General features: G+C 68.7%; 19 protein-coding genes. 5 read left to right on the top strand and 14 right to left on the bottom strand.

Annotation, left to right across the window (positions count from 1 at the left end; all coding sequences use genetic code 11):
- The first annotated feature begins 33 nt into the window (after positions 1-33).
- Both IF46_RS0110235 and IF46_RS0110230 read left to right on the top strand, forming a co-directional pair.
- Complete coding sequence (locus IF46_RS0110235) at positions 34-651, top strand: DUF4126 domain-containing protein (protein WP_030488063.1); 618 nt, start codon at positions 34-36, stop codon at positions 649-651.
- Positions 652-731: 80 nt separating this feature from the next.
- Entirely contained in the window at positions 732-1,028 is a 297-nt protein-coding gene (locus tag IF46_RS0110230; RefSeq protein ID WP_030488062.1) for a DUF1540 domain-containing protein, read from the top strand.
- A gap of 37 nt (positions 1,029-1,065) precedes the next feature.
- On the opposite strand, the gene IF46_RS0110225 is transcribed toward IF46_RS0110230, so the two are convergent.
- On the bottom strand, positions 1,066-3,072 hold the full coding sequence (locus IF46_RS0110225) for a protein meaA (protein ID WP_030488061.1): 2,007 nt from the start codon (positions 3,070-3,072) through the stop codon (positions 1,066-1,068).
- 151 nt (positions 3,073-3,223) lie between these two features.
- On the opposite strand from IF46_RS0110225, the gene IF46_RS0110220 reads away from it, so the two are divergent.
- Positions 3,224-4,075, top strand: a complete 852-nt coding sequence (locus tag IF46_RS0110220; protein WP_030488060.1) for an ABC transporter ATP-binding protein — start codon at positions 3,224-3,226, stop codon at positions 4,073-4,075.
- A complete protein-coding gene (locus IF46_RS0110215; RefSeq protein ID WP_030488059.1) occupies positions 4,072-4,917 on the top strand; it encodes an ABC transporter permease in 846 nt (281 codons plus the stop codon). Before IF46_RS0110220 ends, IF46_RS0110215 begins: the two co-directional genes overlap by 4 nt.
- A gap of 42 nt (positions 4,918-4,959) precedes the next feature.
- Here IF46_RS0110215 and IF46_RS0110210 read toward each other — a convergent pair whose 3' ends face one another.
- Together IF46_RS0110210 and murA are read right to left on the bottom strand one after the other, a co-directional pair.
- A complete protein-coding gene (locus IF46_RS0110210; protein WP_030488058.1) occupies positions 4,960-5,808 on the bottom strand; it encodes a 3-hydroxyacyl-CoA dehydrogenase family protein in 849 nt (282 codons plus the stop codon).
- Between the two features lie 78 nt (positions 5,809-5,886).
- Positions 5,887-7,332, bottom strand: a complete 1,446-nt coding sequence (murA, locus tag IF46_RS0110205) for a UDP-N-acetylglucosamine 1-carboxyvinyltransferase (RefSeq protein ID WP_030488057.1) — start codon at positions 7,330-7,332, stop codon at positions 5,887-5,889.
- On the opposite strand from murA, the gene IF46_RS0110200 reads away from it, so the two are divergent.
- Positions 7,331-7,903 carry a cob(I)yrinic acid a,c-diamide adenosyltransferase gene (locus IF46_RS0110200; protein WP_030488056.1) on the top strand — a complete coding sequence of 191 codons (573 nt, stop codon included), beginning with the start codon at positions 7,331-7,333 and terminating at the stop codon, positions 7,901-7,903. The two genes, murA and IF46_RS0110200, sit on opposite strands and share 2 nt — an antisense overlap.
- Before the next feature lie 413 nt (positions 7,904-8,316).
- Here IF46_RS0110200 and IF46_RS0110195 read toward each other — a convergent pair whose 3' ends face one another.
- From IF46_RS0110195 to IF46_RS0110145, 11 genes are all read right to left on the bottom strand, one after another.
- Positions 8,317-8,772: a DUF2550 domain-containing protein gene (locus IF46_RS0110195; protein ID WP_030488055.1), complete on the bottom strand. Its 456-nt coding sequence runs from the start codon at positions 8,770-8,772 to the stop codon at positions 8,317-8,319.
- A 12-nt stretch (positions 8,773-8,784) separates the two neighbouring features.
- On the bottom strand, positions 8,785-9,066 hold the full coding sequence (locus IF46_RS0110190) for a F0F1 ATP synthase subunit epsilon (RefSeq protein ID WP_030488054.1): 282 nt from the start codon (positions 9,064-9,066) through the stop codon (positions 8,785-8,787).
- A gap of 88 nt (positions 9,067-9,154) precedes the next feature.
- Entirely contained in the window at positions 9,155-10,297 is a 1,143-nt protein-coding gene (locus IF46_RS0110185; RefSeq protein WP_030488053.1) for an LCP family protein, read from the bottom strand.
- 223 nt (positions 10,298-10,520) lie between these two features.
- A complete protein-coding gene (gene atpD / locus IF46_RS0110180) occupies positions 10,521-11,957 on the bottom strand; it encodes a F0F1 ATP synthase subunit beta (protein ID WP_030488052.1) in 1,437 nt (478 codons plus the stop codon).
- Complete coding sequence (locus IF46_RS0110175; RefSeq protein WP_030488051.1) at positions 11,957-12,886, bottom strand: F0F1 ATP synthase subunit gamma; 930 nt, start codon at positions 12,884-12,886, stop codon at positions 11,957-11,959. The genes atpD and IF46_RS0110175 overlap by 1 nt, the downstream gene beginning before the upstream one ends.
- Before the next feature lie 4 nt (positions 12,887-12,890).
- Positions 12,891-14,543, bottom strand: coding sequence for a F0F1 ATP synthase subunit alpha (atpA, locus tag IF46_RS0110170; protein ID WP_030488050.1), 1,653 nt, complete (start codon positions 14,541-14,543; stop codon positions 12,891-12,893).
- Positions 14,544-14,683: 140 nt separating this feature from the next.
- Positions 14,684-15,505 (bottom strand): F0F1 ATP synthase subunit delta, encoded by an 822-nt coding sequence (locus tag IF46_RS0110165; protein WP_030488049.1) that lies wholly within the window; start codon positions 15,503-15,505, stop codon positions 14,684-14,686.
- Entirely contained in the window at positions 15,505-16,044 is a 540-nt protein-coding gene (locus tag IF46_RS0110160) for a F0F1 ATP synthase subunit B (protein WP_030488048.1), read from the bottom strand. The genes IF46_RS0110165 and IF46_RS0110160 overlap by 1 nt, the downstream gene beginning before the upstream one ends.
- 26 nt (positions 16,045-16,070) lie before the next feature.
- The gene (locus IF46_RS0110155) at positions 16,071-16,304 is read right to left on the bottom strand and encodes an ATP synthase F0 subunit C (protein WP_030488047.1); all 234 of its coding nucleotides are present in this window, start codon (positions 16,302-16,304) and stop codon (positions 16,071-16,073) included.
- A 66-nt stretch (positions 16,305-16,370) separates the two neighbouring features.
- A complete protein-coding gene (gene atpB / locus IF46_RS0110150) occupies positions 16,371-17,168 on the bottom strand; it encodes a F0F1 ATP synthase subunit A (RefSeq protein WP_030488046.1) in 798 nt (265 codons plus the stop codon).
- An 11-nt stretch (positions 17,169-17,179) separates the two neighbouring features.
- The gene (locus IF46_RS0110145) at positions 17,180-17,416 is read right to left on the bottom strand and encodes an AtpZ/AtpI family protein (protein ID WP_030488045.1); all 237 of its coding nucleotides are present in this window, start codon (positions 17,414-17,416) and stop codon (positions 17,180-17,182) included.
- Positions 17,417-17,587: the final 171 nt, after the last annotated feature.

Genomic DNA, 17,587 nt, shown 5'->3' with positions numbered 1-17,587 from the left:
GCGGCACTGGCGCGTCGGTGCGATGCTGAGACCGTGTTCGAAGTTCTCACCGGCACCGGTCTCGCCGCCTCGGCGGGGCTGAACGCCTACATACCCCTGCTCATCCTCGGCCTGCTCGGCCGCTACACCGACCTGATCGACCTGCCCAGCGGCTGGGCCTGGCTCGGCAACGGGTGGGTCATCGCCATCATGGCCGTGCTGCTCGCCGTGGAGATGGTGGCCGACAAGGTGCCCGTGGTCGACCACATCAACGACGTGGTGCAGACCGTGGTCCGGCCCACCGCCGGTGGCCTGGCCTTCGGCGCCGGCTCCTCGTCGGAGACGGTGACGGTCAGCGACCCGGGCAGCTTCTTCTCGTCCCACCAGTGGGTGCCGGTCGTCACCGGCGTGCTGCTGGCGTTGGGTGTGCACCTGCTCAAGTCCGCGGCACGCCCGGTGATCAACGCGGCCACCGCCGGCATCGGCGCCCCGGTCGCCAGCACCGCCGAGGACGCCACAAGCGTGGTGGTCTCCCTGGCGGCGATCATCCTGCCGGTGCTGGTGCTCGTCTTCCTGGTCGGCCTGGTGTTCTTCATCTTCTGGTTCGTGCGCCGCCGTTCCGACCGACGCCGCGAACGAGAGGCGGCCCGTGCCGCTGGCTTCCGCGTCTGACGGTGGGCCCGCTCGCCGTACCAGGTCTCCAGGAGCTGACAAAAGCCTAGGATCGGGGCAAGAGCCTAGAGGAGGTCGGCATGACCGCAGCGTTGGAGATGCCCCGAGTCCAGGAATGTGTGGTCGCCGCGTGCGCGTACAACCAGTCGGGTGACTGTCACGCCTTCGCGATCACGATCGGCAGCATGGATCACGCCCACTGCCACACCTTCGTCGAGTCGCCCGTCCGGGGCGGCGTGGAGAGCCTGATCGCGCAGGTGGGCGCCTGCCAGCGCGCCGACTGCCGGCACAACGAGCAGTTGGAGTGCCACGCGACGTCCATCCGGGTCGGCCCGGACAACGACCTGGCCGACTGCATTACCTACGCCGGCCGCTGACCCACAGCGGCCGGCGACCTGCCGGGACGGCGCCTGATCAGGGCAGGTCGTTGGCGCGGCGGATAACCGTGACCAGGTCGTCGATGATGCCGGTGAGGGCGAAGTCCTTCGGGGTGAAGACCCGGGCGACCCCGGCCGCCCGGAGGGTGTCCGCGTCACCGGCCGGGATGATGCCGCCCACGACCACCGGCAGGTCCGCCCGGCCAGCGGCGCGCAGCCCGTCCAGCACCGCGGGCACGGCGGCCAGGTGCGACCCGGAGAGCACGGAGAGCCCGACCAGATCGACGTCCTCCTCCACGGCGGCGGCGACGATCTGCCCTGCGGTCAACCGGATGCCCTGGTAGATGACCTCGAAGCCGGCGTCGCGGGCCCGTACCGCGATCTGCTCCGCGCCGTTGGAGTGCCCGTCCAGCCCGGGTTTGCCGACCAGCAGCCGCAGTCGGCCGCTGCCCAGCTCGCGCGCGGTGGCCGCGACCCGTTCGCGGACGGCCGCGAGGCCCGGCTCAGCGCCGCCGCCGGTGGCGCCGGCCAGGCCGGTCGGTGCCCGGTACTCGCCGAAGACCTGGCGCAGCGCGCCGGCCCACTCGCCGGTGGTCACCCCGGCCCGCACGCACTCCAGGGTGGCCGGCATCAGGTTGGTGGTGGTCGCGGCGTCCGCGCGCAGCCGGGCCAGAGCCGCGTCGACGACGGCCGCGTCCCGATCGGCCCGCCACCGGCGTACGCCGTCCGCAGCGGCCGCCTCGACCGCCGGGTCGACCTGCTCGACGGCCCCCGCACCGGCTGCGGTCAGCGGGGACGCTTCGGTCTCGGTGTACCGGTTTACCCCGACCACCACGTCGGCACCGGACTCGATTCGGCGGCGGCGTTCGGCCAGCGACGCGACGAGCGCGCTCTTGAGGTAGCCGGTCTCCACGGCGGCGACGACGCCGCCCAGCTCCAGCACCTTGTCCAGCTCGACCCGAGCCCCGGTGACGATCTCGTCGACAAGCGCGGTCATCACGTGCGAGCCGGCGAAGAGGTCGGGATATTCGAGCAGATCCGACTCGTACGCCAGGACCTGCTGCATCCGCAGCGACCACTGCTGGTCCCAGGGGCGGGGCAGGCCGAGCGCCTCGTTCCAGGCGGGCAGCTGCACCGCGCGGGCCCGAGCGTCGCGCGACATGGTCACACCGAGCATCTCCAGCACGATGCGCTGGATGTTGTTCTCCGGCTGCGCCTCGGTGAGGCCGAGCGAGTTGACCTGCACGCCGTAGCGGAAGCGACGTTGTCTGGCCTCGGTGACTCCGTACCGGTCCCGGGTGATCTCGTCCCAGAGCACGCCGAACGCGCGCATCTTGGCGATCTCCTCGACGAAGCGCACCCCGGCGTTGACGAAGAACGAGATCCGCTGCACCACGTCGCCCATCCGCTCGGCCGGCACCTGGCCGGAGTCACGGACCGCGTCGAGCACGGCGACCGCGGTGGCCAGCGCGAAGCCGACCTCCTGCACCGGCGTGGCCCCGGCCTCCTGGAGGTGGTACGAGCAGATGTTGACCGGGTTCCACTTCGGCATCGTCGTCAGCGTGTGGGCGATGACGTCCGCGGTGAGGCGCAGGGAAGCGGCCGGAGGGAAGATGTACGTCCCCCGGGACAGGTACTCCTTGACGATGTCGTTCTGGGTGGTCCCGGCGCAGCGAGTCAGGTCGGCGCCCTGCTCCAGCCCGACGGTGCCGTACAGGGCGAGCAGCCACATCGCCGGGGCGTTGATGGTCATCGAGGTGTTCATCTCGGCGAGCGGGAGACCGTCGAAGAGCGCCCGCGCGTCGCCCAGGTGGGCCACCGGCACGCCGACCCGGCCGACCTCACCGGCGGCGAGCTCGTGGTCCGGGTCGTACCCGGTCTGGGTGGGCAGGTCGAAGGCGACCGAGAGGCCGGTCTGCCCCTTCGCCAGGTTGCGGCGGAAGAGGGCGTTGGTCGCCGCGGCCGACGAGTGGCCGGCGTAGGTGCGCATCACCCACGGGCGGTCCCGCTCGGGCAACCGGCTCGCAGATGCCATCTCATCCATGGCCGGAGTCTAAGTTACCGTTCAGTAAAAGGTGCTGTGGAAAACCACACAGGTCCATGTCGGGGACGTCCGGGTGCCAAGCGCCCGCAGTGGCGCCGACCGCCACACCCCGGGCACGCCCCTTGCCCGGTCAGGACGCACACTTGACGGCATGGATGACGAGCTGGCCATCTCCGTCCGAGGGCTACGCAAGGTGTACGGCGACAACGTGGCCGTGGCGGGCGTGGACCTCGACGTCCGCCGTGGTGAGGTGTTCGCGTTGCTCGGCCCGAACGGCGCCGGCAAGACCACCACCGTGGAGATCCTTGAGGGCTACCGCCGCCGGGATGCCGGCGAGGTCACCGTGCTCGGCGCGGACCCGGCCCAGCCGGACGCAGGCTGGCGATCGAGGGTCGGCATCGTGCTCCAGGGCACCGGCGAGTTCGACGAGCTGACCGTGGCCGAGGTGATCCGGCACTTCTCCGGCTTCTACCCCGACGCCGACGACCCGGCCAAGGTGATCGAGCGGGTCGGGCTGGCCGACAAGGCCAAGGCCCGGACGCACACCCTCTCCGGCGGGCAGAAACGCCGGCTGGACGTGGCGCTGGGCATCATCGGTCGCCCCGAGCTGCTCTTCCTCGACGAGCCGACCACCGGCTTCGACCCGGAGGCCCGCCGCGAGTTCTGGGAGCTGATCCGCGACCTCGCCGCGGCCGGCACCACGATCGTGCTCACCACCCATTACCTGGACGAGGCCGAGGCCCTCGCCGACCGGGTCGGCGTAATCGCCGGCGGCCGGCTGGTCGAGGTCGCCGCCCCCAACCGGCTGGGCAATCGGCAGGAGGCTCTCGCGACGGTCTCCTGGCGTACCCCGGACGGGACGTTGGAAAGCGCGCAGAGCGCGACGCCGACGGCCTTCGTGACCGACCTCGCCGCGCGCTACGGCGGCGAGATCCCCGGGCTCACGGTGACCCGGCCGACCCTGGAGGACGTCTACCTCACCATGATCGGACACGCGCGATGACGACCACGACGAAGCCGGCGACGCCGGTCACCGCGACCCGCGGCCGGCGGCCGGGTGCCGGCGCGCTCGCCCTGCGCCAGGGCCGACTGGAGATCACCCAGTTCCTGCGCAGCCGGGAGTCGGTGGTCTTCACGATGGGCTTCCCCATCATCATGATCCTGATCTTCGCGTCGATCTTCGATGGCACGATCGGCGGCGGGGTCAAGTTCACGCAGTACTTCATCACCGGCATGATCGCGACCGGCCTGATGACGGTGAGTTTCCAGAACCTCGGCATCTGGATCCCGATCGAGCGGGACCGGGGCGTACTCAAGCGCTACCGGGGCACGCCGATGCCGAAGTGGGTCTGGTTCGCCGGCAAGGTGATCATGGTGGTGGCGATCGGCATCGCCGAGACGGCGCTGCTGCTGGCCGTCGCGGTGGCGCTCTTCGACCTCGACCTGCCGGGCACCGCCGCGAAGTGGTTCACCTTCGGCTGGGTCGCCGTGCTCGGGGTGACGGCGTGCACCCTGTGCGGCATCGCCATCTCGTCGCTGGCCCGCACCGCCCGCAGCGGCTCGGCGGTGGTCACCCCGGTCGCCCTGGTGCTCCAGTTCATCTCCGGGGTGTTCTTCGTCTTCACCGACCTGCCCACCTGGATGCAGCAGGTGGCGGCGCTGTTCCCGCTCAAGTGGATGTGCCAGGGGCTGCGGTCGGTGTTCCTGCCGGAGAGCTTCGGCGCTCAGGAGCCGGGCGGCTCGTTCGAGCTGGGCCGGGTCGCGGTGGTGCTGGCCCTGTGGTGTGTGATCGGTGTGGTGCTCTGCCTGACCACCTTCCGCTGGACCACCAAGCGCGACGGCTGAGCGGCCGACCGGGGCGGATGCCCGCCCCGGTCACCCCAACTCTCAGTACGTGTAGAAACCCTTGCCGGTCTTGCGGCCCAGGTCGCCGGCGGTGACCATCCGCTGGAGCAGCTCCGGCGGGAAGAACTTCTCGTCGGCGGTGTCGGTGTAGATGTTCTGCGAGGCGTGCAGCAGCACGTCCACGCCGGTCAGGTCGGTGGTGGCCAGCGGGCCCATCGCGTGCCCGAAGCCGAGGCGGCAGGCGGTGTCCAGGTCCTCCGCGGACACCACGCCGGACTCGACAAGCTTGACCGCCTCCATCACCAGGGCGGAAATCAGCCGGGTAGTGACGAAGCCGGCGATGTCCCGGTTGACCACGACGACCGTCTTGCCGATCTCCTCGGCGAAGGCCCGCGCGCTGCCCAGCGTGGCGTCGCTGGTCTTGTAACCCCGGACCAGCTCGCAGAGCTGCATCATCGGCACCGGAGAGAAGAAGTGGGTGCCGACGACCGCCTCGGGCCGCTCGGTCACCGCGGCGATCTGGGTGACCGGAATGGCCGAGGTGTTGGTGGCGAGCACCGCGTCCGACTTGCAGATCTTGTCCAGAGCGCGGAACACCTCGTGCTTGATCTCCAGCCGCTCGAAGACCGCCTCGACCACGATGTCCGCGTCCGCCGCCGCCTCCAGGTCGGTGGTCGGGGTGATCCGGGCCAGCGTCGCCTCGACCTCGGACGCCTCGATCTTGCCCTTCTCGGCGAACTTCTCCAGTGACTTCCGAATGCCGCCGAGCCCTCGGGTGGTGGCCGCGTCGTCCAGGTCGCGCAGCGTCACCTGCCAGCCCGCCTGCGCCGCCACCTGGGCGATGCCGGAGCCCATCAGCCCGGCCCCGACGACCGCGAGTCGACCCGCCATCTACTTCTCCCTCGCTGCGATTGAGTGCCTGCCTGCACCCTAGTCGGCGAGCCTGAACGATGGCTAAGTGGCGGGGCGTCAGATCTCCAGTGCTGGCTCCTCCGGCGTGGTGCCCCGCTCGACCGTCACCCCGAGCGCGCGCAGGTCGGCCACGAAGTCCGGGTAGCCCCGATCGACGTGGTGCACGTGGGAGACCTCGGTGACCCCCTCCGCACAGAGCCCGGCGATGATCAGCCCCGCTCCGGCACGAATGTCGGTGGCTCGCACCGGGGCACCGGAGAGCCGATCCCGTCCACGGACCACCGCGTGATGCCCATCGGTCTTGATGTCCGCGCCGAGCCGCATCATCTCGTTGGCGAACATGAACCGACCGTCGAAGATGTTCTCGGTGATCAGCGAAGCGCCGTCGCTCACCGCCGCCAGCCCGATCGCCATCGGCAGCAGGTCGGTGGCGAAGCCGGGGTACGGCAGTGTCACCACGTCCACGGCCCGGGGCCGCTCGTCCATCCGTACGCGGAAGCCGTCACCCCGGGTCTCCACCAGCCCGCCGGCGGCCACCACCTTGTCCAGCGCGACCTCCAGGTAGGCCGGGTCCAGCCCGGTCACCGTCACGTCACCCCGGGTCATCGCCGCGCCGAACGCCCAGGTGCCGGCGACGATCCGATCCCCCACCGTGGCGTGGCGGACCGGGCGCAGACCGGGCACACCGGTGATCCGCAACGTGGACGTGCCCGCGCCGACGATGCGAGCGCCCATCTGGTTGAGCATGGTGCAGATGTCAACGATCTCCGGCTCCCGGGCCGCGTTGTCGATCATCGTGGTGCCCTGGGCCAGGACCGCCGCCATCACAAGGTTCTCGGTCGCGCCGACGCTGGGGAAGTCCAACACGATGTCCGCGCCGCGCAGCCCGTGCGGGGCGGAGGCGATGACGAACCCGTGCTCACCGGAGATCTCCGCACCCATCCGGGTCAGCCCGGAGATGTGCATGTCCAACCCCCGCGACCCGATCGCGTCGCCGCCGGGGTGGGCCACCCGCACGTACCCCCGACGGGCCAGCAGCGGACCGAGCACACAGATCGACGCGCGCAGCCGGCGGACCAGGTCGTAGTCGGCCTCCGCGCCTGGCTTTTCGGGCACGTCGATCGTCACCGACCGGGACCGGGCCACGCCACCGCGAGCGACCATCGGGTCGACCGGCTCGTCCGCGTCGAACTGGACGTCGCAGCCCAGCCGACGGAGCACCTCACCCATGATGGCGATGTCGGTGATCCGTGGAACGTTGGTGATCACGCTGCGGCCCGGGGCGAGCAACGCCGCGGCCATCAGCTTCAACGCCGAGTTCTTGGCACCGACCACGTGCACGGTGCCGGCCAGTCGGGTGTCACCGTGCACCCGGATGACGTCGACATCGTTGAGGGCCGGATCGCCGGCGTCACCGGGGCCCACCACCACCGGCCAGCCGGTAGTGGTGGTGTCCGGCCGTGCCGGGATCGTCAGGTCGGGAATCCGTAGGCTGTGCGTCATGGCCGTCCACCTCACGCGCATCTACACCAAGGCCGGCGACGCCGGCATGACCAGGCTGAGCAACAACGAGCAGGTGCCGAAGACCGATCCACGGATCGCCGCGTACGCCGACGTCGACGAGTGCAACGCGGCGATCGGCGTCGCGCTCGCGCAGGGAGACCTCGACGAGGAGCTGCGCGAGGTGCTGGGGTCGGTGCAGAACGATCTGTTCGACGTCGGCGCCGACCTGTCCACCCCGGTCGAGCCGGAGCCGAAGTACCCGCCGCTGCGGGTGACCGAGGAGTACGTCGAGCGCCTGGAGGGCTGGTGCGACGAGTACAACGCACGCCTGAGCAAGCTCGACTCCTTCATCCTCCCCGGCGGCACCGCGGGCGCGGCGCTGCTGCACGTGGCGCGGACCGTCGCCCGGCGTGCCGAACGGGCAGCGTGGGCGCTGGTCAGCCACGATCCTGAACGAACCAGCACGCTCCCGGCAAAGTATCTCAACCGGCTCTCCGATCTGCTCTTTATCCTGTCAAGAACGGCAAATCCGGCAGGAGACGTGCTATGGGTGCCGGGCGGCAAGCGCTGAACGTCGGCGCCCCGCACCACGTCGAGCTACGGGTTCCCAATCTGACCGCCACCACGCGTAGCTGAGGCCGACTCCTCACCTGCGGCCGCCTGGCCGCCCGGCGGCCAGGCTCAGATCAACTCCGGTTCCTTGAAGTCGCGGTATCCCAGCCACCACAACACCCCGACTTCAAGGAAGCCGAGTTGATCAAGTAGCTGCGCTGCCGAGGAGGCAAGACCCAGCTACATCGGTAACGGCAGCTGGCATGAAGGCGACCTGAAGGGGCGAGAGCCGACCGTCCCGGGTAACGGCAGGTGAGAGAAGCGCGGCGGACGGGTTTCCGGGGGAGCCCGCCCGGCGCAGGGATCAAGCCTGACCGCCCGGCGCCGGGTGGGCTCCCCCGGAAACCCAAAGAGCGACCAAAGACGAACAGATCAGGCAGCGGGCCAATCCTGAGACGCCATACGCGGCGAGACCGCCCCCGGAGGAGCGGCCTCAAGCCAAGAGAGAAAACCGGTCACGGTAGACCGCGCCATGGCGATCTCCACCGGTGCGTGGTGACTGGTACAGCGGAGGATCACCCAGTCGGCCGGCATGGAGAGCCGTTCCTGACCTTCGGGCAACCGGCGGCGTTCCACGGCCAGCCCTTTGCGGGAGAGCACCCGCTTGGGCCGGATCGCGAAGCTGAACATCCGATACCAGCGCAGCTCGTCACCGGCGAACCGGCCGAAGCCGGGCGACCAGCCACGGCCGTCGAGCATGGTGGAGACCCGGACGCTGAGCCGGATGATGCCACCGCTGCGGGTGACCAGCGCTCGCCGGACGAAGAGGATCAGAAGCGCGCCGAGGATGACGACAACGCCGATTCCGAATCCTTCGACGATCTCCATCCCCGGTGTGGCTCAGCGGCTCTGCGCGGAGACCGGGGTCGCGCTCTCGGCCAGCACGGTGACGCCGTCGGCGCTCACCGAGAGGAAGCCGCCGGCCACCTCGTAGGCGATCTGCTCGCCACCAGCGAGCTTGATGCGCACCTGGCCAGGCTCGGCGAGCTGACCGAGAAGCGGCGCGTGCCCCGGCAGGACACCGAGCTCGCCTTCGGTCGTCCGGGCGACGACCATCTCGGCGTCACCGGACCAGACCTTCTCCTCGACGGCGACGAGCTCGACGTGAAGCTGCTGTGCCACGCTGTCTCCTTGCTGCGGCTATGGATTGCCGAAAGTCTAGCCTGACGATGCGGCGCACCCAACGCGGGTGGCGACAACAGCGCCCTGACTACTTGGACTTGTTGACGAAGTCTGGGTGCTCCAGCAGGAACGGGTCGAGTTGCTCGTTGTGCAGGGCGGTGAAGAAGTCCGGAACACCATCCTGGAACTGCTCACCCAGGTACGTCTTGCCATCGAAGAGCCCGCCACCGGGGAGCTTGATCATCTCGATGGTGTTCGGACGGATGTCCTTCAGGGCCAGCCCGAAGTCGACAACGCTGTTGCCCCGACCGTTGAAGATCAGCGACTGGCCGGCGGCGCGGAGCACCTTGTCCAGCTTGATCGGGTTGGACACCACGTCGGCGCTGAACGCCTGGCCCACCATGGCCTTGACGAACTGCTGCTGGTGGCGCTGCCGACCGTAGTCGGAATCCGGAACGCCGTTCTTCGGGTAGCGCTGCCGGACGTAGTCCAGCGCCTGCCACCCACTCAGGTGCTGGTTGCCCTTCTTGTAGAGCGCCTGCGGGCCGACGTAGCCCTCACCGCGGGTGTTGCCCGGACGCGGTTTACCGTCCGGCCGCTTGTGCTCGGACTTCACGTCACGCTCGATGTACATGTCGACACCACCCATGGCGTCGACGATCTTCTGGAAGCCGGTGAAGTTGATGATCGCTCCGGCGTCGAAGCGCTTGATGCCGGTCACCTTCTGCACCGTGCTGGCCAGCAGCTCGAAGCCCCGGGCCGCGTCGGGGTTACCCCCCGGCACCTTGCTGCCGAACGACATGGCAGCGTTGATCTTGGTGGTCTCGCCTGGGAAGTCGGCCTTCTTGAACGGCGGGATCTGCACGTAGAGGTCGCGCGGCAGCGAGAACAGGTAGGCCCGGTCCATCGACGCCGGCACGTGCAGCACCATGATCGAGTCGGCCAACGGCGCGGCCGTCGGCGTACGCGGGTCAATGCCGACCAGCAGGATGTTGAGTGGGCCCTTGATGTCGCTCTTCTTGGCCTGGGCGCCCGCCGCCTGGTCGCCGAAGAGGTCGGCCTTGCCGACAGCCCCCTCGTAGCGGGCCATGAGCACCTCGGTGCCGACCAGCACCCCGCCGCTGAGCACGGTCAGCACGGTGCCGAACACCGTGCAGATCTTGGCCCAACGTGGCACACCCCGCCAGATGGACGGCTTGCGGCCACTCTTGCCGGCCTTACCCACGAGCACTCCGTTCGTTACGCCCACGAGGAGAAAGACGGGCGCACGTCGTCGAAAGGTTGCAAAGATCAACGCGCGTCCAGGTGAACGCGCGGAACGAACCGTATCTCGGGAGCCCGGGGAGTGACGACCACGAGTAACGGACCGCGACGATGGTAAGGCGCGAACATGAACAAAAGACTGCCCCGGCGTTGCCGGGGCAGTCTTTTTGCTCTGGGAACCAGTCAGGCCGTCAGGCCTTCATGAGCTCCTCGGCCTTGGCCTCCAGGTCCTCGAGACCACCGCACATGAAGAACGCCTGCTCGGGGAAGTGATCGTACTCACCCTCGCTGATCTTGCGGAACGCCTCGATGGTCTCCTTGATCGGGACCGTCGAGCCCGGCACGCCGGTGAACTGCTCCGCAGCGTAGGTGTTCTGCGAGAGGAAGCGCTCGATCCGCCGGGCCCGAGCCACGGTGATCTTGTCTTCCTCGGAGAGCTCCTCGATACCGAGGATGGCGATGATGTCCTGCAGGTCGCGGTAGCGCTGCAGGATCCGCTTCACCTCGGTGGCGACCGCGAAGTGCTCGGCGCCGACGAACTCCGGGGCGAGGATCCGGGACGAGGACGCCAGCGGGTCCACGGCCGGGTAGATGCCCTTGTCGGAGATCGACCGCTCCAGGTTGGTGGTCGCGTCCAGGTGGGCGAACGTGGTGGCCGGGGCGGGGTCGGTGTAGTCGTCCGCCGGCACGTAGATCGCCTGCATGGAGGTGATGGCCTGGCCCCGGACGGAGGTAATCCGCTCCTGGAGCTCGCCCATCTCGTCGGCCAGGGTCGGCTGGTAACCCACCGCGCTCGGCATACGCCCGAGCAGGGTGGACACCTCCGAACCGGCCTGCGTGAAGCGGAAGATGTTGTCGATGAAGAGCAGCACCTCCTGCTTCTTCACGTCCCGGAAGTACTCCGCCATGGTCAGCGCGGAGAGCGCCACCCGCAGCCGGGTGCCCGGCGGCTCGTCCATCTGGCCGTAGACCAGCGCGGTCTTGTCGATGACGCCGGACTCGGTCATCTCGGCGATGAGGTCGTTGCCCTCACGGGTGCGCTCACCCACGCCGGCGAAGACCGAGGTACCACCGAAGTTGCGGGCAACACGGGTGATCATCTCCTGGATGAGCACCGTCTTGCCCACGCCCGCGCCGCCGAACAGGCCGATCTTGCCGCCCTTGACGTACGGGGCCAGCAGGTCGATGACCTTGATGCCGGTCTCCAGCATCTCGGTCTTCGGCTCCAGGTCCGCGAAGGCCGGGGCCTTGCGGTGGATGCCCCACCGGTCGTCGGCCTGCAGCGTCTCACCCTCGGTGAGGTTGAGGCACTCGCCGATCGCGTTGAACACGTGGCCCTTGACGGCGTCGCCAACCGGAACGGTGATCGGCTCACCGCGGTCGGTGACCTCCGCGCCACGAACCAGGCCGTCGGTCGGCTGCATCGAGATGGCACGGACCAGGTTGTCACCCAGGTGCTGGGCAACCTCCAGGGTCAGCGTCTTCTCACCGCCGGACAGGTTCACCTTGACGTTGAGGGCGTTGAACAGGGCCGGCATGGCGTCACGCGGGAACTCGGCGTCGACGACCGGGCCGATGACCCGGACCACGCGACCCGTGGCCGTCTTGGTCTCTACTGGTGCAGTCATCACACTTCACTTCCCGACGCGGCCAGCGCGTTCGCGCCGCCGACGATCTCGCTGATCTCCTGGGTGATCCCGGCCTGCCGGGCCGAGTTCATCTCACGCGTGTACTTGTCGATCATTTCTTCGGCGTTGTCGGTGGCGCTCTTCATCGCCCGCCGCCGTGCCGCCGACTCACTCGCCGCCGACTCGATCAACGCCGCGTAGATCCGCGTGTTGATGTACCTCGGAAGAAGCGCGTCGAGCAGCGCCTCCGCCTCCGGCTCAAACTCGTACGCCGGCAGCAGCCCCTCGGAGCGCGGCCGGTCCTCCACCTGCATCGGACCGATGACCTTGGTAACCGGGGTCTGCGTCATCAGCGAGTGGAACTCGGTGTAGACGATGTGCAACTCGTCGACGCCGAGCACGCCGTCTGCTCCGGCACCGCCGTCGGCGTCGTCCGCACCGGCGGTGAACGCCTTGATCAGCGTCTCACCAACGGTACGGGCGTCCTCGAACGACGGCTGCTCACTGAAGCCGGTCCAGTTCGCCTCGATCGGCCGGTCACGGAACCGGTAGAACCCGACACCCTTACGCCCGATGACGTAGAGCACCGGCTCCTTGCCGTCCGCCTTGAGCCGCGCGATCAGCGACTCGGCCATCCTGATCGCGTTGGAGCTGTAGCCGCCGGCCAGGCCACGGTCGCTGGTGACCAACAGGACGCCAGCCCGCCGCACCCGCTCGCGCGGGGTGAGCAGCGGGTGGTCGATCCGCGCGTTGGACGCCAGCGCCGTGAGCACACCGGTGATGGCCTGGGCGTACGGCAGGGACGCCTGCACCCGGGCCTGAGCCTTGGCGATCCGGCTCGTCGCCACGAGCTCCATCGCCTTGGTGATCTTCTTCATCGACTTCGCCGAGCGGATTCGTTGACGAAGAACGCGAACCTGGGCCGCCATCAGATCAGCTCTCGGCCGGGCGGTCGGTCGCGCCGTCGCGGAAGCGGGTCACCGTCTCACGGTTCTCGTCACCCTCGAGCGGCGTGGCCGGCGCGTCGTTGACCTTGCGCTCGTCCTCCTTGCCGAGGAAGACCTGCTTGAACTCGCTGATCGCGGCGTCCAGCGAGCCGATGATGTCATCGTTCCACTGGTTGTCGGCGATGCCAGCCAGCACACCCGCGTGCTTGTGCCGCAGGTACTGCAGGAACTCAGACTCGAAGCGCTTGACCTCACCCACCGGGATGTCGTCAAGCTTGCCCTCGACGCCGGCCCAGACCGAGACGACCTGCTCCTGCACCGGGTACGGCGAGTAGTTCGGCTGCTTGAGCAGCTCCACCAGGCGCGAACCGCGGTTGAGCTGGTTCTGCGAGGCCCGGTCCAGGTCGGAGGCGAAGGCAGCGAACGCCTCCAGCTCGCGGTACTGGGCGAGGTTGAGCCGCAGCGAACCGGCGACCTTCTTCATCGGCTTGACCTGCGCGGCGCCGCCGACTCGGGAGACCGAGGTGCCGACGTTGATCGCCGGACGAACGCCCTGGTTGAACAGGTCGGTCTCCAGGAAGATCTGGCCGTCGGTGATCGAGATGACGTTGGTCGGGATGAAGGCCGAGATGTCGTTGGCCTTCGTCTCGATGATCGGCAGGCCGGTCATCGAGCCGCCACCCAGCTCGTCGGAGAGCTTCGCGCAGCGCTCCAGCAGGCGGGAGTGCAGGTAGAAGACGTCACCCGGGTACGCCTCACGGCCCGGCGGGCGACGCAGCAGCAGCGACACGGCCCGGTACGCCTCGGCCTGCTTGCTCAGGTCGTCGAAGACGATCAGAACGTGCTTGCCGCCGTACATCCAGTGCTGCCCGATGGACGAGCCGGTGTACGGGGCGAGGTACTTGAAGCCGGCCGGGTCGGAGGCCGGGGAGGCGACGATGGTGGTGAACTCCATCGCGCCAGCCTCTTCCAGCTGGCCCTTGATCGAGGCGATCGTCGAGGCCTTCTGGCCGATGGCGACGTAGATGCAGCGAACCTGCTTCTTCGGGTCGCCGGTCTTCCAGTTGTCCCGCTGGTTGAGGATGGCGTCCAGGGCGACCGTGGTCTTACCGGTCTTCCGGTCACCGATGATCAGCTGCCGCTGACCACGACCGATCGGGGTCATCGCGTCGATGGCCTTGATGCCGGTCTGCAGCGGCTCGTCGACGGACTGCCGGGACATCACGTTCGGAGCCTGCAGCTCCAGCTCGCGGAAGCCCTCGTTGGCGATGTCGCCGAGCGCGTCGATCGGCTCGCCGAGCGCGTTGACCACGCGGCCGAGGAAGGCGTCGCCGACCGGAACGGAGAGAACCCGCTCGGTGCGCTTGACGCGCTGCCCCTCCTCCAGCTTGGCGGAGTCACCGAGAACGACGACACCGATCTCCCGGACGTCGAGGTTCAACGCCACGCCGAGCGTGCCGTCCTCGAACTCCAGGAGCTCGTTGGTCATGGTCGAGGGCAGGCCCTCGACGTGGGCGATGCCGTCGCCGGTGTCGGCGACGGTGCCGACCTCCTCGCGGGAGACGTCGGACGAGTAGGAGGAGACGTAGCGCTCCAGGGCGCCGCGAATCTCCTCCGTCGAGATGGTCAGCTCGGCCATCCTCTGCTTCCTTAAAATTCAGGGGCCCGGGATACCTAGTACCAACCGGTCCGAATGGCGTCTGTCAATCCGGGCGTTGAGCGGCAGAGCCGCCCGACTGGGCGGCGGAGCCACTCAAGTCGCTGGGCGGCGGAGCCGTTTCAGCGCTTCGCGAGCGCGTTGCGGGTCTCGTTGAGGCGGCGCAGGATCGTGCCGTCGTACAGATCGGAGCCGACCCGGACGCTCACGCCACCCAGGACGGCGGGGTCGACCGTCTGCTTGACGGAGACCTCTCGACCGTATATCGCAGTGAGGCTCGCACCCAGCCGACGCTCGTCCTCGTCACTCAACGGGGCCGCGACGGTCACGTATGCCACCTGTCGGTCACGCCGGTCGGCGGCAAGCTCCACCAGCCGGGTGAGCGCACCACTGAAGGAGCGCCCCCCGAACCCGCCGAGGGCGACCTCGACGAGGCGGACGGTGACCGGGCGGGCCTTGTCGGCGAGCAGCTCACGGGCCAGCGTGGCCCGCTGCTCGACCGGGGCGACCGGGTCGGCGAGCGTGTTGCTCAGCGCCGACTGACCGGCCACGACCTGACCGAAGCGGAACAGCTCGTCCTCGACCTCGCCCAGCTCGCCGGCCTTGTCGGCGCTGGCCAGCAGTGCCTCCACGCCGAGGCGCTCGGCGCCGTCGAGCAACTCCGACGGTGCCGACCAACGGCCGGAGACCAGCGCCACGAGCAGGTCGAGCGCGTCCGCGCCGATCCGCCCACCCAGCATGTCGCCGAGCAGAGCACCGCGATCCTCACCGCTTCGAGCCGGCTCGGACAGCGCCCGGCGCAGCCGCGGCTCACGCCGCAGCAGGGTCGCCACGGAGAGGATGGCGTCGGCGGTGGAGGCCACCGCCGACGGCTCCGCGCCGCGGACGTACGCGTCGAGGCGCTCGGCCGCGACCTTGTACGACTCCCGGCTGGCGGCCTGCATCAGCGGGCCCCCGTGCTCTCGAGACCGCTCAGGAACCGGTCGACGGTGCCCTTGCGTCGCGCCTCGTCGGCCAGCGACTCGCCAACGATCTTGCTCGCCAGGTCCACCGCGATCGTGCCGACCTCGGTGCGCAGCTCGCGCACGATGGTGGCCCGCTCGGCGGCGAGTGCGTCCTTGCCGGCCTGGATCACCCGGTCGGACTCTTCCCGTGCCTTGGCGAGGATGTCCTGACGGATGCCCTCGGCGTCGGCCCGCGCGTCGTCACGGATCTTGGCGGCGTCGGTCCGGGCCTCAGCGAGCTGGGCACGGTACTGCTCGAGCAGCTGGTTCGCCTCGGCCTGAGCAGCCTCGGCGCGCTTGATGCCGCCCTCGATCGCGTCGACCCGAGCCTGGAACGTCTGCTCCATGCGGGGGAAGACGAACTTCATCAACACGAAGCAGAGCACGGCGAAGGCCACCGACCCGACCACGATCTCCTGCCAGAGCGGGATGATCGGGTTGTGGGCGGACTCACCACCCTCAGCGGCGAGGAAGTACATGGTTACCTCCCGGTCTAGGGGCGGAATCAGCCGGCCCAGATGAAGCCGAAGGCGATGCCGAGCAGCGCGAGCGCCTCGATGACGGCGAAGCCGATCCAGACGTACGGCAGGGTCATCCGCGACGACTCCGGCTGGCGGGCGGTCGACTGGATGTAGGCGGCGAAGACCAGGCCGACGCCGATACCCGGGCCGATGGCCGCGAGGCCGTAGCCGATGGCGGCGGTGCTGCCCTCTACCGCGGCGAGAACGCTAGCGTCCATTGGTGTGGTTCCTCCTGGTTATCACGCGTGACTCTCACGCGGGACGACAACGGTTGGTGCGGTGGATCAGTGCTCGTCGGCGAGCGCGCCCTGCACGTAGCTGGCGGTGAGGACGGTGAAGACGTATGCCTGCAGGCAGATCACCAGGAACTCGAGGAAGGTGAGCGCGATGGTCATCACCCAGGAGAGCACCGAGACCGGAGCCAGCCAGGCGTTGGCGCTCAGCATCGCGAAGCCGCCGAGCGTGAAGACCAGCAGGAGCATGTGACCGGCGAACATGTTCGCGAAGAGACGAACCGCGAGCGAGAACGGCCGGACGATGAAGGTCGAGAAGAGCTCGATCGGAATCAGCAGCGGCAGGATGTACCAGGGTGCCGGCGGAATCAGCGAGTTCTTGAAGTATTTGACGAAGCCGTGCTTCTTGATGCCGATGTAGTTGAACAGCACGTAGCTGATGATCGCGAGGATCGCCGGGAAGGCGATGTGCGAGTTCGGCGAGATCTGGAAGAACGGGATGATCGCGAACGCGTTCGTCAACAGCACGAAGCAGAAGAGCGTCGTGAAGTAGGGGGCGAACCGCACACCCGCGTGCCCGATCATGTCGACCGCGATGTTGTTACGCACAAAGCCGTAGATCGACTCGGCGAACCACTGCTTCTTGGTCGGCACCAACTGCGGGTTCCGGTAGCTCGCCAGGAAGAAGATGATCAGGACGCCGACGGCGATCCAGACCATCGCCGTGATCTTGGTGAACCAGTACGAGTTCTCCGCGCCCCAGGGCAGGATGCTGGGCAGGTAGAAGTCGTCCACCGTGGGTGGGAATCCCGCCTGGCCCGCTGCCAGAACGTTCGCCTGTCCGAACACCGCGTCCCTTCCTAAGTAGGCGTGCCGAGCCGGCGGACGACGAGGATGATTCCCCCGGCCATACCGAGCACGACGCCGATCCCGGTGGCGACGCCGCCGGTGTCGAGCCACTGGTCAACAAGCCAACCGATGAAACCCCACACGAGCATGCCTCCGATGAGGTAGCTGAGCGCGGTCCAACCCTGGCCGGCGCCGGACGGGATGTCGTCTGGTTCGCCGGCTGGACGGGGGGTTTGGTCACCAGCCATGACGGGGCGAACGATATCAGCCGGGAAGACGAGGCTGTGCCTCACCCCCCGCACAACCATCGTTGTGTGGGCTTCTCGTGGGCGCCGTCGTCTGTGGGCACGCTACTCCCCTTCCGCCCGTCGGAAAATGACCGGAGCCCGACACATTGCCGCGCGTCCGAAAGGTGGGAC

Origin of the sequence: Micromonospora chokoriensis (assembly GCF_000718555.1) — a bacterium.
In the GTDB taxonomy this organism is placed as follows: Bacteria; Actinomycetota; Actinomycetes; order Mycobacteriales; family Micromonosporaceae; genus Micromonospora; species Micromonospora chokoriensis_B.
This window is presented reverse-complemented; position numbering and strand designations above follow the sequence as displayed.